Source organism: Porphyromonas sp. COT-290 OH3588 (assembly GCF_000769075.1).
Classification (GTDB): domain Bacteria; phylum Bacteroidota; class Bacteroidia; order Bacteroidales; family Porphyromonadaceae; genus Porphyromonas.
Map to the genome: position 1 here is coordinate 15,102 of NZ_JRFC01000012.1, position 15,463 is coordinate 30,564.

Annotated in this window: 12 protein-coding genes and 1 tRNA gene; 1 reads left to right on the top strand and 12 read right to left on the bottom strand. The window is 49.9% G+C overall.

Going from position 1 to position 15,463, the window contains the following annotated elements; genetic code table 11:
• Window positions 1-167: 167 nt before the first annotated feature.
• The 11 genes from HQ48_RS01615 to HQ48_RS08960 all read right to left on the bottom strand — a co-directional run bounded on the left by HQ48_RS01615 (window position 168) and on the right by HQ48_RS08960 (window position 10,432).
• Window positions 168-1,115 (bottom strand): DUF4300 family protein, encoded by a 948-nt coding sequence (locus HQ48_RS01615; protein WP_044231376.1) that lies wholly within the window; start codon window positions 1,113-1,115, stop codon window positions 168-170.
• Between the two features lie 587 nt (window positions 1,116-1,702).
• Complete coding sequence (locus HQ48_RS01620; protein ID WP_044231377.1) at window positions 1,703-1,942, bottom strand: hypothetical protein; 240 nt, start codon at window positions 1,940-1,942, stop codon at window positions 1,703-1,705.
• 77 nt (window positions 1,943-2,019) lie between these two features.
• Window positions 2,020-3,399, bottom strand: coding sequence for a hypothetical protein (locus tag HQ48_RS01625; RefSeq protein ID WP_052408922.1), 1,380 nt, complete (start codon window positions 3,397-3,399; stop codon window positions 2,020-2,022).
• Window positions 3,400-3,541: 142 nt separating this feature from the next.
• Window positions 3,542-4,252, bottom strand: a complete 711-nt coding sequence (locus HQ48_RS01630; protein ID WP_044231378.1) for an SAM-dependent methyltransferase — start codon at window positions 4,250-4,252, stop codon at window positions 3,542-3,544.
• Window positions 4,253-4,272: 20 nt separating this feature from the next.
• Window positions 4,273-5,436, bottom strand: coding sequence for a hypothetical protein (locus tag HQ48_RS01635; RefSeq protein ID WP_152568285.1), 1,164 nt, complete (start codon window positions 5,434-5,436; stop codon window positions 4,273-4,275).
• Window positions 5,437-5,608: 172 nt separating this feature from the next.
• Window positions 5,609-6,082: a biopolymer transporter ExbD gene (locus HQ48_RS01640; protein WP_044188126.1), complete on the bottom strand. Its 474-nt coding sequence runs from the start codon at window positions 6,080-6,082 to the stop codon at window positions 5,609-5,611.
• Window positions 6,083-6,086: 4 nt separating this feature from the next.
• Window positions 6,087-6,692, bottom strand: coding sequence for a biopolymer transporter ExbD (locus HQ48_RS01645; RefSeq protein WP_044231379.1), 606 nt, complete (start codon window positions 6,690-6,692; stop codon window positions 6,087-6,089).
• Window positions 6,693-6,731: 39 nt separating this feature from the next.
• Window positions 6,732-7,208 (bottom strand): hypothetical protein, encoded by a 477-nt coding sequence (locus tag HQ48_RS01650; protein WP_044231380.1) that lies wholly within the window; start codon window positions 7,206-7,208, stop codon window positions 6,732-6,734.
• Window positions 7,209-7,233: 25 nt separating this feature from the next.
• Window positions 7,234-8,073, bottom strand: coding sequence for a MotA/TolQ/ExbB proton channel family protein (locus HQ48_RS01655; protein WP_369794217.1), 840 nt, complete (start codon window positions 8,071-8,073; stop codon window positions 7,234-7,236).
• 478 nt (window positions 8,074-8,551) lie between these two features.
• Window positions 8,552-9,583 carry a thiamine-phosphate kinase gene (thiL, locus tag HQ48_RS01660; RefSeq protein ID WP_044231381.1) on the bottom strand — a complete coding sequence of 344 codons (1,032 nt, stop codon included), beginning with the start codon at window positions 9,581-9,583 and terminating at the stop codon, window positions 8,552-8,554.
• 33 nt (window positions 9,584-9,616) lie between these two features.
• The gene (locus HQ48_RS08960) at window positions 9,617-10,432 is read right to left on the bottom strand and encodes an META domain-containing protein (protein WP_081969683.1); all 816 of its coding nucleotides are present in this window, start codon (window positions 10,430-10,432) and stop codon (window positions 9,617-9,619) included.
• 1,700 nt (window positions 10,433-12,132) lie between these two features.
• On the opposite strand from HQ48_RS08960, the gene HQ48_RS01680 reads away from it, so the two are divergent.
• The gene (locus HQ48_RS01680; protein WP_044231385.1) at window positions 12,133-14,982 is read left to right on the top strand and encodes a pitrilysin family protein; all 2,850 of its coding nucleotides are present in this window, start codon (window positions 12,133-12,135) and stop codon (window positions 14,980-14,982) included.
• 291 nt (window positions 14,983-15,273) lie between these two features.
• Here the strand turns inward: HQ48_RS01680 and HQ48_RS01685 are convergent.
• A tRNA-Arg gene (locus HQ48_RS01685) sits at window positions 15,274-15,345 on the bottom strand.
• Between the last annotated feature and the right edge of the window lie 118 nt (window positions 15,346-15,463).

Consider the following 15,463-nt stretch of genomic DNA (forward strand, 5'->3'; position numbering starts at 1 on the left):
CGGATTATTTACTATAAGAGTATAACTCAAATGGTTGAGCCTTGGTTTATTTTGATGCACACAAAGATAAGACAAAAAGCACTTCCTCTCTGCCCTTAGGGCTAGATAGATCCCCGCTTTTGCCCTCTGCTTCGCTAGATAATAGGCTGGCTGTTCTGCCCTGTTAGCTATTCGCTGGAGCCCACTAGGTGCTTCTTGGGGTTTGGTCTGTAGCCTTTGAGCAGCTCGTCATTCTCCATCAAGAAGGGGACAGCCGTAGATTGCTCCCACTCGACGTCGTACATGCGCATCAGGTAGTCGCTCAGCTCTTGTCGGTTGTTGAATAGAGTCGCTTGGTAGGGCGCTTGGAAGGTGAGCTTCTCTACAAACATCAGTTTCCCTTGGTATGGGAATAGCACACCTGCATGGCCGACGAAGAGGAAGCTCTCGGACGGTTCAATCGCCGAGTGCATCACTACCGAGATGAGAGAGGCTTTGGTGGAGTCATTTTTGTGTATGAACTGCACACCCTGCTGCTGCCAGTGGTTCTGTATGTTCTTCAGATGCGTCTGTATATTTGGCTCGTATGGGGTGGGAATGGCAGAGAAAAGTGTGCGGAAGGTTTTTCTCTGCTCGGGGTCAAAAAGCTCCTTGCCACAGCTGTCTAGGCTCTCTTCGTCGAACATGAGCGTAGGTTGGCGCTCTGTCGTATGTCGCTCTACTCGGATCATATCCTTGAGCAGATCGAATGAGGTGATGCGACAGTTGTAGCCAAAGAAGTTAGGGTAATGCTTGTCCCACAGCCCCTGAATGGTCAGCTCGTCGTAGCGAGGCAGTATGCTGTCTAGCTTCACGAAGCCACTAGGGACTAGCCCCTCGGCTTGGATAATACTGTTGAACTGATTGACATTCTCCCAGAGCGACTCGATGTTACGCTCCGGTATGCCTGAGGCTTGCATGGCTATGGTTAAGTCGTCTTGACTAGCTCGATCGACAAGATTGGAGTATAAAACCAATTCTGTCGTATCAGATGGGGGAGCATCCGCTGGTTTGGAGGTTGGCTTACAGCCAAGAGATAGGGCGAGTGTACACAGAGTTAGCGAGCTAAACCTCCCGAATGCACTATATAGATTCATTTAAGTGTCTATAATTGTTTATTTTATATTTTGATAATCACAGAGCCGAGAGTGCGCCACGAGTATGTACACACCCCGAACTTACCACAAAGCTAGATTAATCTTGCTCATTAGCAAAGCATTTTTGCCATGGCATACTTCATGGGTACTGGCTTAACATATACCTACAACTTTCGTACCAAGATTTATATTTTAGACCACTTCGCAAAATTTCGTAGGGAAGTTCCTATTCCGCTAGGGCTAGAGGTAGTAGACTGCATATTTGCCCCCTAGAGAGCTCTGTATGGCGACCTGCCTCGTTTGGGCACTTGGCTCCACCCGAGAGGAGATAGTCGCTTAAATGAGGTTTTTGTAAGGAACTGTCATACAGATGTCTATGTGGGATTTGTGGTTCTTTTTACATCAGTGTGTTGTATTGGGGAGCATTTCTTCCCACCAATCTTTGTCGATTGGTGGACACACCTCGGCAGATTAGCCCATCAGTCCGAAATAATCTTCCCACCAATTCCCTTCAGCCACTCTACGGTGCTTTACAAACCTTCGACTTGTTATTTGAAATTATTCATTAACCCTTTAATACTCCTTAACTAAACAGTAGACAAACGAAGTGCCAAATTGCTCGCCCAGTCCTCTGGCTCTTCTATGGGCGGCCTCCGATTAGTTAGCTGGTTGAGGTATGCTATGGTATGAAAAAGCGGTGTGTCATAACGCACAAACAGCTGTGTTGCTTGCGACATTTGCTCCGCACAGACTTCGTCGTCGGCTTCAGCCACATACTCCAGTATGCTCCTTTTGTTTTCATTATTAGCGACTTGAGTTTTACCCATTCTGAAATATCTTAAAGGGGCTGTGCCAAAAATCAATTTTGACACAGCCCCTTTAAGGTGTTTAGAGCAGGCTCGCCCTACTTGATCTTGATCGTCACCTTGGCAGCGAAGAGGCGCTTAGGGTCGCCCCATAGAGCGGTAGACTCGGCTAGGTAGGCCTCCGAGAGTGCTACGGTTTGGTTGTAAACTTCCTTGCCGTTGAGGCGTACCATAATAGGTTTGGAGAAATCCACTTGGTCGATGTAGATCCCCAGCTCGCCCGTTACCTTTTCATCTGTACCCACGGTCGCCACATCGTAGGTATTGCCCTGCTTGCTGATCTCGAATAGTAGGCTAGAGCCATTGTGCGAGAGCTTACGGAAGTCGAGATAGTAGACACCGGAGCTGTAGCTAGGTGTGGGATAGTCGGCCGTCATATTGTAGTAGAGGTAGCTGATACGCTCTGGGTAGATGCGACGCTTGTGCTTCGCTAGCCAAGGGGTCGTGCGGAAGTAGTCTATTGAGTGCCCCATGCGAGGTCGTATCTGTACCTCGTGGACGAAGTCGTCGGGGTTCTGAGTCTTGAGTTCGGCTAGCTTCTGCTTCCATTCTTGAGCATACTTGCTGCGTCCGAAGCCGTGGTCTAGCTCCCCAACCGAGAGATGGAAGGCTACATTGCGCAGGTTACGCTCGCCCTTGAGAGGCTCTGCCCCTGCCATCGGGCCAATAGCAGCGAAGAAGTCGGGCATGAATATGGCTAGTCTGTGGCTACCATAGCCTCCCTCGGAGATCCCAGTCATGTAGATACGTAGAGGATCGACGTCCTCCCCTAGCATAGCAAGCTGGCAGGCACGGCGGAAGGCGATGCGCTGTGGTGCTAGATACCAACGTCCCTTGCGGTCGTCTGCCATACGAGGCACTAGGTAGATAGAGCCAGTGTCGTTGTAGGCTTTGCCTAGAGCGATAGCTGTTTTCCACTGATCATCATTCATGGTCGAGCCCCATTCATTTGGCACCTCTGCTTTACCTCCGCCATGTAGGTTGATGAACATGGCATAGCCCTCTTGAGGCTTCTGCCCCTTGGCGAATAGGCGTAGCTTCATGCGCTCGCCCTCGGTGAGCGACCAGATGATGTCGTGCTCGGCTTGGTAGGGAGCGAATAGCAGGTGCTTCTTGATGCGCTCGGCGTTGGCCTCTCTCCATGCTCCCCATATCTTGTCCCGCTTAGCTTGTAGCTCGTCTATGCCGAAGCTCTGCTTGTAGAGCGACTGGTCTGGATAAGGGATATCCTCAGTGTCGAGAGTGGTCTTGAAGTAGTCCGCCAGATTAGTCGTTGGGGCCGTAGGAGGCTCTGGCTTGGGCGTCTGTGGATTGGGATTATTGTTGGGTGGCGTTGGCTGCTCCCCGGCATTGCAGGCGCTACAAGCTGGCAGAGCGAGGCAGCTGAGTAGGCTGAGTAGACACAGAGTTTTATTCATTCGTTTGATGATGTATTGAGATGTAACATCGAGGTAACGTGACAAAGTTACACTTATCGCTACATTCTAGAAACAAAGAAGCCCACAGCAGAGATCTATACGGTCATCTCTGCTGTGGGCTTAGCCCTGCGAATGGGGCAGCCTAGCGCCCGAGGACGAAAATCGTTGGTTTCTTGTGTATGGCGGGTATGTGCCCACGCCATTGGGAGAGGGCTCGTGTCTGGATAAGTGCATTGGCCGAGGTTACTTCGCTGGCGATGCAGAGGCGTGTGCTGGGTTTGCACAGGCGGACGAGCTCCTCGACGAGCTTCTCGTTGCGATAGGGTGTTTCGATGAAAATCTGTGTTTCGCCCGTGGCGAGTAGTCGGTGTTCTAGATCTCGAATTGCCTGTGCTCGTGCTGCATCGTCTATGGGCAGGTAGCCAAGGAAGGCAAACCGCTGGCCATTGAAGCCCGACCCCATCAGAGCCAGTAGGATAGAGGAGGGGCCTACAAGAGGTTCTACTCGATAGCCCTCACGCTGAGCTAGAGCTACTACATCGCTCCCCGGGTCGGCTACCGCAGGGCAGCCAGCCTCGCTGATCACGCCCAAACTCTCGCCCGAGCGCATCGGAGCGAGGAAGGCGGCTACATCTTCTGGGGAGGTATGCTTATTTAGCTCAAAAAAGGTTAGAGAGTTGATGTCGATAGAGCGGTCTACGGCTTTGAGAAATCTGCGAGCAGAGCGAATGTTCTCTACGACGAAGTGTTTGAGGCTACAGACAACCTCTCGGTTGTACTCTGGTAGGCAAGTCCGATGCTCTACCTCGGCCAGTGGCACGGGTATGAGGTACAGTGTTGGTTCGTTGGTCATATTGATGGATTTAGTTGATTTTAGCTCTCTCGTAGCCTTGCTCTGAGCCGGTGCGCAAGTAGCACTGTCTGCTCTAGATAGGGGAGCTCTAGGCGAAGGTAATGGCTAAAATCTTTTTGTGCAAGCTGGGGCTGAACCTGTGCTAGAGGCCACCATTTGCCCTCAATGGGCTTGCAGTCGATCAGTAGTAGGTCGGGGGCATCGAGCTCGGCTGCGAAAAAGTAGACCGAGAGGGGCTGTCCGCCCTTGGCCTCGGTGTGGTAGTGTAGCAGCTGGCGAGGTTTAGCTCGCTTCACGCCGCAGAAACGCTGGTCAATCATCTGTTGAGCAGCCTCGTAGGGGCTCTGGCCTTCTTGGAGCCAAGTGTCGAAAGGCGTGTCGTAGCACGGCTCATGCTGGCAAGTATTCGCCTGCTCTAGGTAGATCATGCCCTCGGTGAAGGCGATTAGCCGTACCAGAGGCAGACGACCGAGCGTAGAGTGTGGGGCTGTCGATGAAACACGTCCGATCGTCTGTTGCCGATCGTCCATAACGGGGATCCAGAAGTCATTGTCTAGCCTCGCTTTGACCCAAGCTAGATGTACTAGCTCTAGTGATAGTGTGCCGATTGAGCCTATGGCGACGACGCAGGCCAGTAACGTCAGTACGAGAGCAGGCAGGCCGAGTGATAGGGCCACGATGATGAGTGCTATGGTCGCTAGAGAGAAATACAGGAGGATATGTTCGAAACGTAGGTACTCCTGCTTGAGAACTTCTCCACGTAGCTGTGTACAGCAGCGTTCGTCTTCGTACTCTCGGCGGTAGCGTCCGTAGCGACCGATGAAGCGATCGTACTGGCATAGGACGAAGAATAGGACGAGCCAGAGTCCTTGTAGATGTAGAGCAGTGGACGAGGGTAGAAGTAGGCTCAGCGCATAGAACAGAACCGAGTGCACCGACAGATATGTCATCGAAGCCTTGTGGACCGATATCGCCCCATCTTGTCGGAGGCGATACACGCAGCCAGCGATAAGCCCTGCGAAGATAAGCGTAGCCCATAGGGCGGAGCATACCAATAGCAGGAGCAGCATGATCGGCTGCAGGCACAAGTCTATCGGAAGACTGCTGAAAGTTAGACGGTCTAAGTTTCTTTTTACTGTACTATACATTGAGTCTGGGTGGGGCGACGTGTAGTATATCATCATAGATAGAGGCTTCTTTGCCTAGTTTGGTCTACCCACTTTAGTCTAAACAAAGGTTACTTCTGTTAAGTTCTCCGCATAGTTGTAGATTTTAGGCAGATGCATAAAAAAACTCCCACCAAAGGGGTTAGCCTTTTGGTGGGAGTTTTAATTAAAAGTTTAAGCTACGAAGTCTTTACTTCTTGCCTTGACGAGCAGAGTAGCTTACGTTGAGTGCATCGGCACGACGCAGCTCTTCCTTGACTTCTGAGATGATGTTCATCTTCGTGTCCTTATCTGCCTTGATAGAGATCTGCATGAGTTTCTTACGCTCGTCGCGGATCTTGCTCTCGGCCTGCTTCACATAACTGTAGACGGCAGACGCATTCTGCGTGACTTGGTCGTTGAGCTGGATAGCAGAGTTGGTACCATACATATGGCGATAGGCCTCTGTTGGTTTACCAATGTAGATGAAGGTCACGAGCGACTTCTCCTCTAGTTTGGTCAGCTCGGTAGCCTGTGGTAGGTTGCTATAGCTAATCTTCGGTGATACTTCACGCATCGACGTAACCATCATGATGAAGAATAGGAAGGCAAATACCAAGTCAGGCAATGATGAGGTATTCAACTCGGGCATTTCGCGCCCGCCTGATTTACTGAACTTTCCCATTACTCTATTTCTTCTTTTCGAGGTTAGACAATGGCATTTCCGAGATGTGCATTGGGTAGGCTTCGGTCACCGACTTCTGCTGCGATACAGTCAGGTCGTTGAAACCCTTGCCGAACTTCTGCTTTGCGTAGGTATCCCACGCCTCGTTGTATGCTCTGATTAGCTCATTCTGCACGCTCACAAACATCTGGTAGCTGGTTTCGATCTCACTCTTGAGCGAGATCGCATAACCGGGGATCACCACACGCTGCATGCCAAGGCCGGGGATTTCTCTGACTTCCTTCTCTGGCAGGTTGGGATCATCGTTGGGGTTCAAAATGAACTCTACAGCTACGTCTTTGAGCTTGTCGAGCGAAACAGGAATTACCTGATTCTGCTTAGAGATCACGATCTCGTCCGCACGGTTTACAAGCAGACGCATGATGTTGCGATCTCGGATCTCTACGGGTTGGTCTTTCTGCTGCTTAGGTGCTAGCGGCGGCAAGCGACGCTTTAGCCCCTTATCGGTATCCATTGAAGTAGTAATCAAGAAGAAGATAAGCAACATAAAAGCGATATCGGCCGACGACGATCCGTTGATGCCTGGAGTCTTTCTTTTTTTCTTAGCCATAATGCTTTCTGTTTTTTATTCGTTTTCGATTACCTCCGATTAGCGATTGAGCAGAGCCTTGTTGATTGCGCCCCATAGAGCAGCCAATACAGACAGAGTGAAGAGGATATACGTAGAGTATAGCCACATGTCTGTTAGTTTGAGCCAGCCCGGAGTGTTGAACTTCTGAGCGTCTGCATTCATTCCTGCGATAGGCTCTCCGCTACCGATAGCGTAAGAGATGCCTAGGATTGCGATGAAAGCCACAAGACCTGAAACAGACATCACGGCAGACTTGGGGTTGCGGGCGAATGAACCTACAAATCCTTTGAATGCGAAGAATAGGGTCGCAAGGACAGTCACGCCAAAGAGTGCGTACGCCCAGTAAAGAAGGAGATCCGTGAAGTTATACACTACGTTACCCTTGTCGTTCATTTCGCTACCTCCGAAGAAGAACGCTAGGAACACGGCCACGCTGACGGCGCCGAGGATAAGCAGTGTATAGCTGGATACCTTTCTGATTCCAGTAACAGCCATTTTCTTATCTAATATGATTTGTAGATTACTTACCGAACTTTACGTTGCGCTTGATGATCAGGTCAAGCATCGTGATAGAAGCATCTTCCATGCGGTTTAGGATGCCTTCTACGAGAGATAGGATATAGTTGTAGAATACCTGTAGGATTAGGGCTACTACAAGACCACCAATCGTCGTGATCAGAGCCACCTTCATACCACCTGCTACTACTGTTGGGCTGATGTCACCGACCTTCTCGATGTTGTCGAAAGCAAGCACCATACCGATCACAGTACCCAAGAACCCGAGAGATGGAGCCATGGCGATGAAGAGAGTGATCCAAGATAGGTTTTTCTCAAGAAGACCACCCTGTACACCTCCGTAAGAGATTACAGCCTTCTCTACTACGTCGATACCTTGATCTGCACGCATAAGAGCCTGATAAGCGATAGATGCGATAGGACCACGAGTGTTGCGAGCGATAGCCTTAGCACCCTCGATGTCGTTCTTCTCAAGAGCAGCCTCGATGTCCTTGAGCATCTTCTCTGGGTTAGTGTTGGCCAGGTTGAGGTAGATGATACGCTCTAGGCAGATAGCAAGACCTAGTACTAGGGCGATAGCTACAAGAGCCATGAAGTCTGCACCCCCTTCGATGAACTTAGTCTTTAGGGCCTGATGGAAAGAAACGTTCTCGGCCTCTGCAGGTACATCGGCAGGAGTCTCTGCGGGCATCTCTGCAGCTGGTGCTACATCTGCTGCCACAGCCGTAGTGTCCACACTTTCAGTCGCTACTTCTGGTGCAACTGGTTCTTCTGCTAGGGCTGAAGTGCTGAAGCCAACAGACAACATAGCAACACACGCAATTGATGCAAAAAACTTTTTCATCGTGTTTTGTTTTTGAGTTAGTTGTTTAATTATTATTCTATTATTTCTGTTTGTTAAATATTAAGCTGAGAGAACCTGCCAAGCTCTAGCTCCGCCGAGCCACTTAGCAAGATTCCGACTTAGAAGCGATGTCAAAACTCTAGTATATGCACATCTTAATTGACACACCTATAATAATTAAAGCGTCCGGGCTTACCGGGTGTATTACTAAAGGATGTAGGGTTATCCTCTCCGGTATTTACTGAATACAATACCCTACATTCGGGTTCAAAAATACAGTTTTTCCTTACTACAACCAAATTTTGGTCGGTTAATCTATCCTGAGGCTAAAAAGTATTACAAATCACCACGTTCTAGCCTCGTGAAGCTAACGAACGCTTCCTCCAGCTCGCTTAAATTATAGGCCTATAATATATACGGTAGGCAATCGTCGCTTTCTCGGCTGCCGAGGTTTGAACAGCTCTCAGAGGCGTATGCTCTACTGCTGCTCGACCCAGCCTTGGGCACGCAGGGCAATCTCCGAGCCATCTCTCGTGATCAGGCTTGCCCCTAGGCTTGCCTCCGTAACGTGGCCAATGAAGCGAATTCCCTCAATCTCCTTGGCTTGATCCATTAGCCCGAGCGGAATGGTAAAGAGAAATTCATAGTCCTCTCCTCCACTGAGGGCTACCGTCACTACGTTGAGGTTCATCTCCTCTGCCATACGTGCCGTCTCGTAGTCTATGGGTAGGCGCTCCTCGTAGATGCGCACGCCCACTTGGCTCTCCCTGCATAGGTGGAGTAGCTCGCTAGAGAGCCCATCAGAGATGTCGATCATACTAGTGGGGCGAATGCCTCGCGCTTGAAGGGCTTGTAGGGGCTGTAGGTGAAGCTCGGGCTTGAGCTGTCGCTCTAGAATGTATTCATGTCCTGCGAAATCGGGGTCGAAGCCCTCCTTTTCGCCAGCGAAGACACGCTTCTCTCGCTCGAGTAGCTGTAGCCCCATGTAGGCTGAGCCGAGATCGCCCGTGCAGCAGATGAGGTCTGTTGGCTTGGCTCCAGAGCGTGTCGTTACCGACTCGGGCGAAACTTCCCCTAGTGCGGTCATGCTGATGGTAAGACCCGTGAGGCTTGCAGAGGTATCTCCGCCAACGAGGTCTACGCCATAGCTCTGGCATGCTAGCTGCATGCCAGCATAGAGCTCCTGCAGATCCTCGACAGCGAAGCGGGAGGAGATCCCTAGCCCCACGAGGATCTGCCTAGGCACGCCGTTCATCGCATAGATATCTGCGATACTTGTCACTACGGCTTTGTAGCCTAAGTGGCGCAGTGGCGTATAGGTCAGGTCAAAGTGAATACCTTCTAGCAGTAGATCGGTAGATACTAGAGTCCTATTACCCGTTGTGTAGAGTATTTGAGCAGCATCATCGCCGGCACCTACTAGGCTACTGGGGTTGCTTAGCTTGATTGTATCGGTGAGCTTGCGGATTAGCCCAAACTCCCCGAGTGATGATATTTCGGTTCTATTCATTGATTCTAAAAACGTTCGTGCCTGATACCCTCCTTATGGGTTCTCGGCTTTCTTGTAGCGCAAGACCTCGGTATGCCCCTCATCATATAGCCTAAGGGTCAGCCCCTCTATTTGATAGCTGCGCACTCTGTCTATCGCCTTATCGTAGGCATTGGCTAGAGTCATATCTGGGCAGAGCATCATCGTACCTGCCAAAGTGCCAAGTATGAGTTTCTTGCCAGTGATTTCTTTGATCTCGCCCATATAGTGGTTGCAGCCGTTGTTGCCCCCGACACGCATCTCCGAGAGGTTGATCTCCAGAGTAGGGCGTCCCTCGGCTTGTATCTCCTCGCCCTCTATGTGCGTGGCCGACCACATATCGTAGATGCGTGGGTTGGGAGCACTCTTGTCCTCAATCTTGCGAGCCATTACCGCTAGGGTATGGCCTCTATCGTCCATTAGGGCCAGCTGCTCACCACTGAGTTTGTAGGCTCTCACGAGGTCGAGCATCAGTAGGTACTCGTCCTCCACGTGTTCGTCCATGCAAGCCATACGGGTGGCGCCGATACGGCCAAAGAGGATCTGATCCTCAGTAAGATTCTCTATCTTGCCGAAGTACTTGTTGCAGCCACCTGAGCCATGAATGGACATTTCGCTCCTACTAATATGCAGGTCAGCAGGGTGTGTCCCCTTGGTTAGGGGTCGATCTCTCAGCTTGACGAGTGTCCACTCTCCGTCGATGCTAGTTTTTTGCATATTTTGTGTTTCTTCTGCCGACGCAGAGGTCTGTTTCTGGCTTGGAGCGCACCCGCTGCCTAGGGACAGGGCGCAAGCGAATAGCGCATACGCCACTACTTTTTTCGTAACCATACCTATACTATTTTGAGTCAAAGATAATCTGTTTTTGCCGTCACTACAGTAATATCCCAACGCTCGAGAGGGGGAATATATTGGATTGAGGTGTGGCAGGGGAAAGGCATTGTGCCGAAAAACTAAGGAGGCTGCGCATGATGATTAACCTTAAAAGGACGTGAGTTCGGTATAAGAATAAGAGTCTAGAGAAGCTCTACAAGCTGATTTTAAGCATATGATATTGTAACAAGAACAGTCCGTTCATGCTCTGTTATGACAAAATGACGGAATAATTATCATTCCTTAGAGTCTTCAGTATAAAAACACTCTAAATTTCTTGATATTGCTCATCTGGTATTTGTGTATCAGCCTTATATTTAGGAGATTGATTGGGATTCTTATACCGAACTCACGTTAAATAGAGATAGGATAAACAAAGTATTTGGGTCGTATTGGATGCATCACTACGTTAAGCCTAGAAGGGGATCCACATGAATTGTATTTGACTTTGCCTGTCTTTGTGGGTGTCCTTAGAAGGTTCCTAGCCCCGCTGGAGTTTGTCCTAGTAGTCAGTCACTCCGCTTTGCTCATTCGTTCCGCCTAGTGGCGGCGATGTAGCACACAGCAGCGCCACAAGTTGCCAGCATCGACTCTCGACCAGCGAGTCGATGCTAGTAGCCACGCTGTGTGTAGCGTTGAAAGATCCGATGATTTTGAGAGATCGTTTTTCGTGCTTTTGGTTAAAGTATGTAAACGAATTGGCCTTGAATTGGAGCGAATGGGAGAGGTAATCTGGCGAGATTACGTCACCTTGGGAGAAAAACTCCCAGAGTTTTTTCCCGAGGAGTCCTACAATTCGATGAGATGTGTACATAAATCCGAAAAGATTGGTGCAGAGAAATTCTGAAATCTTCGCTTCGCTTAGATGAAATCAGACTAAATGTGTTTTTATCTATTTGATTATTAGAGTTCTGCGAAAGACGTGTTTTGCAGTGCTATTCCTGTGCGGCTGGGACCAAGTGCCAAAACGAGGTCAAACTCAACCTAGAGCCTTCTAGAGGCCAAATACGCAGTCTACCCTTCTTCCCCACTGAGGGGGTAAAACGGCTCTATTCGTCTACTAGAGTGTTAAGGAGTGTTTATCTTGAGGTAGGCTCTTGGCGTTGGTTGTTTTGTCGTGTCGGTATCGATTCTTGGACTCAAATAGGTAGTAGAGAGGCTGATTATTTTTCTCTGGGGCTATCTGATAGAAAATTTTTTTGCTGTATCTTTGCTGTATGTCTACGAACCCCAATGATGCCTATGGCAGATAGTCACTATTCGGACCTTAAAAATATAGTATAAACTACAAGCAAGCCCCCACCAGTGCTTTGGTAGTGGGAGGCAGAGATCCCCCACAATGCTCTTTGTCCTAGTTGTTCATCGCTGCCTCTCTCGGGTTGGCTATGTGAGCGGTTCTCGGCCATCAGCTCGAGATATATTGCCTCTCGGGGATAGTGAGCAGGTATGTACGCTTCATGTAGGAGGTCGGTTGCTATATACTCTTGGGCAGAAGCCTGAAGCATCGGTCGAACTTGATAGCTTACAATCAAGTTGTATTAGTGTCTGAAATGGAACAGTCATACAGAAGAAACTCCAACTCAATTCTGTACATTTGTGGTGTTTAAGCGAGCAAACTAAAATATTTTTATAAATCATTCTGATCATTTTTTAGGCTTATGAATGTTTTGAATAAACTTCGCCACTCCCTAGTAGCATTGTCTACGGGAGCTCTACTAGCCGTTACTACTCTAGCCTCGGCTCAGCAGTTGCCTCCGCCTCTACCTGCGGATACAGCTCTGCGCATGGGGCAGCTGGAGAATGGGCTAACGTACTTCATTCGCAAGAATGCACTACCCGAGGGGCGTGCAGACTTCTACATCGCTCAGAAGGTTGGCTCAATGCAGGAGGAAGATTCGCAGAGCGGTTTGGCTCACTTCCTAGAGCATATTGCCTTCAATGGGACGAAAAACTTCCCCGGCAAGGGTATGATCAACTGGCTCGAAACCATCGGCGTGCGCTTTGGCTTTGGTATCAATGCCTACACGAGCTTCGACGAAACGGTTTATACCCTAATCAATGTGCCAGTAGAGCGTCAGTCCGTAGTAGACTCCTGCCTGCTGATTTTGCACGACTGGAGTAATGCCATCAGCCTAGAGGATAAGGAAATCGACAACGAGCGAGGTGTGATCCAAGAGGAGTGGCGCTCACGTGATAGCGGTAACCAGCGCATCGCCGAGAAAGCCTTCGAGGCCGCCTTCCCCGGCAACCGCTACGGTAAGCGTATGCCTATCGGTAGTATGGATATTGTGCGCAACTTCAAGTATCAGGAGCTGCGTGACTACTATAAGAAATGGTATCGCCCCGATCTACAAGCTCTCATCATCGTGGGGGATATTGACGTAGACCATGTAGAGGCTACGATCAAGAAGCAATTTGCCGATGTGCCCAAGCCTGTCAATCCTGCCGAGCGTGTCTACATCGCCGTAGAGGACAACGATGCCCCTATCTCGATCATCGCTACTGACCCGGAAGGGGTAGGGACACGTATCTCTATCGCCTTCAAGACGGATGTTACGCCTGCTGAGATCAGAGCGACAGCCTTTGGCGTGGCAGAGCACTACATCAAGAGTGTCATTACGGCTATGATCAACGATCGCTTCGAGGAGATCTGGAAGAAGCCCAATGCTCCATTTATCGCAGCCTCGGCAAACTTCGGCCCCTACTTCCAGGTAGCCAAGACGAAAGATGCTTGGACTTTCAGCGCAGTGGCTGCCGATGGCAAGTATGAGCCAGCACTGCAGGCCCTTGTAGCCGAGATCGAGCGTGTGCGTCAGCATGGCTTTACCGAGGGAGAGCTTAAGCGTGCCAAGAAGAACTTCATGGTCGGTATGAAGACCACCTACAACGAGCGCAATAAGCGTAAGAATGGTAGCTTTACCTCTGTGTATGTAGACTACTTCATCAATGGTGGCACATTGGCCGATATAGATGTGCTATACCCCATCTATGAGCAGTTTGCCGAGCTGCTCCCATTGGCTCAGATCAATGCGATGGCTCAAGAGCTCTTGGGAGAGAAGAATATCGCCATTTCGCTCACTGGGCCAGAGAAGCCAGAGTTTAAGTACCCAACCAAGGACGAGTTTGTCAGCCAGTTCCTTAATGCTCGCAAGCAGCCGGTTGAGGCCTATAAGGAGCCAGTAAGCGACGAGAAGCTAATGAAGAAACTCCCCAAGGCCGGTAAGATCGTCAAGGAGGACAAGCAGGGGCAGTATGGCTCTACCGTCTGGACGCTGAGCAATGGCGTCAAGGTAATCTACAAGAGCACTGACTTCAAGGAGGATCAGATCCTCATGTCTGCTGTGCGCCATGGAGGTCTTGCCTCTTTCCCCAAGGCCGATCCTACAGAGCTGCGTATGATCAATGACATCAGCAGCCTCGGTGGTATCGCCGAGTTTGACGAAACAGCTCTTGGCCGAGTGCTTACGGGTCGTGTTGTGAGCCTCAATGCTTCGCTCGGGCAGATCACAGACGGGCTGTCTGGTAGCTCAAGCAAGGAAGATCTAGAGACCCTACTACAGCTGATTCATTTGAGCTTCACGGCTCCACGTCTAGATAATCAGGCCTACGAGGCATTCCGTGAGAAGATGGTTAATCTGATCGAGACGCAGAAGAGCAACCCTATGAGCTCTGTGGGTGATAGCATCAGTGCAGCTATCTATCCCGGCAATAAGCTCTTCCAGAGTGTGACTGTAGAGGAACTCAACGCTATGAGCTACGAGTCGGCGATGAAGCTCTACAACGAGCGTATGACCAACGCCAAGGACTTCCAGTTCTTCTTCGTTGGCAATGTTGCTCCCGAGAAGCTCCGCCCTCTAGTTGAGCTATATCTAGCCTCTCTCCCAGTGAAGAAGAACCTCGACACCAAGCCCATGGAGAGTCGTCTGCCCAGCCTGCGCAAGGGTGTTTTCACCAATCACTACACCAAGAAGCAGTCTACACCAGCAGGTCTAGTCTTCGACTTCATCTCCGGTAAGCTCCCATATAGCCAGCGCAACGCCATGATCATGAGCATCGTCGGTGAGGTGCTCAATCAGGTCTATACGGCTACAATCCGCGAAGAAGAAGGCGGTACCTACGGAGCCAATGCTTCGGCTTCGGTGATACGTTACCCAGAGGGAGAGGCTAAGCTACAAGTAACCTTCCAGACGGATCCTGCCAAGGCTCATCAGCTCAACAAGATTGTCTATGCCGAGATCGATCGTCTAGTCCAAGAGGGAGCCAAGGCAGAGAACTTCGATAAGGTGCTAGAAAATATGAAGAAGTCGCACGCTACAAGCCTCAAGGAGAATAGCTACTGGCTGAGCCAGCTCTCCAACTACTACTTCAGAGGTACAGACAACGTTAGTCAGTATGAAGCAACCCTCGGTAGCATCAAGCGTGAGGACCTAGCTCCACTCGTCAAGCAGCTGCTGGACCAAAAGAACAGAGTAGAGGTGATGCTGATGCCAGAGGCTGAAGCGAAGTAATCTAAACTTAGAGCATAGTTCAATACAAAACAGCCAAGGGGCGTGGTGATCTTCTGTTCACCACGCCCCTTGGCTTAGGTTAATATCGGAAGCCATGTCCCCAAGATAGATGGCTGATTTGAGGGGCTTATCCTTGGCGCACGCCGACCAACTTCGAGGACGGAAGATGATTATCATACGCAAACTCCGCTCTGCTCTTAGCTGAAGCAACCTTGGTCTTTTGAGTATATCTCGATGCACCTAAAAAGGGGCTGCGGCAAAATTTGAATTTTGTCACAGCCCCTTCTTGAGTACCCCCGAGCAGAATCGAACTGCTATCTAAAATTTAGGAAATTCTTGTTCTATCCGTTGAACTACAGGGGCAAGAGTATATGTAAGACCTAACCGATGGGTTAGATACCCTTTTTCTGATCGCAAAGATAATGGTTTATCCCATAAGTTGCCAAATATGCCTCGTAGCTCAAGGTCTAGAGAGGATATC

Coding starts and splice junctions, on each gene's coding strand:
- HQ48_RS01615 (WP_044231376.1), bottom strand. CDS start 1,115: ATGAATCTATATAGTGCATTCGGGAGGTTTAGCTCGCTAACTCTGTGT.
- HQ48_RS01620 (WP_044231377.1), bottom strand. CDS start 1,942: ATGGGTAAAACTCAAGTCGCTAATAATGAAAACAAAAGGAGCATACTG.
- HQ48_RS01625 (WP_052408922.1), bottom strand. CDS start 3,399: ATGAATAAAACTCTGTGTCTACTCAGCCTACTCAGCTGCCTCGCTCTG.
- HQ48_RS01630 (WP_044231378.1), bottom strand. CDS start 4,252: ATGACCAACGAACCAACACTGTACCTCATACCCGTGCCACTGGCCGAG.
- HQ48_RS01635 (WP_152568285.1), bottom strand. CDS start 5,436: ATGATGATATACTACACGTCGCCCCACCCAGACTCAATGTATAGTACA.
- HQ48_RS01640 (WP_044188126.1), bottom strand. CDS start 6,082: ATGGGAAAGTTCAGTAAATCAGGCGGGCGCGAAATGCCCGAGTTGAAT.
- HQ48_RS01645 (WP_044231379.1), bottom strand. CDS start 6,692: ATGGCTAAGAAAAAAAGAAAGACTCCAGGCATCAACGGATCGTCGTCG.
- HQ48_RS01650 (WP_044231380.1), bottom strand. CDS start 7,208: ATGGCTGTTACTGGAATCAGAAAGGTATCCAGCTATACACTGCTTATC.
- HQ48_RS01655 (WP_369794217.1), bottom strand. CDS start 8,073: ATGAAAAAGTTTTTTGCATCAATTGCGTGTGTTGCTATGTTGTCTGTT.
- thiL (WP_044231381.1), bottom strand. CDS start 9,583: ATGAATAGAACCGAAATATCATCACTCGGGGAGTTTGGGCTAATCCGC.
- HQ48_RS08960 (WP_081969683.1), bottom strand. CDS start 10,432: ATGGTTACGAAAAAAGTAGTGGCGTATGCGCTATTCGCTTGCGCCCTG.
- HQ48_RS01680 (WP_044231385.1), top strand. CDS start 12,133: ATGAATGTTTTGAATAAACTTCGCCACTCCCTAGTAGCATTGTCTACG.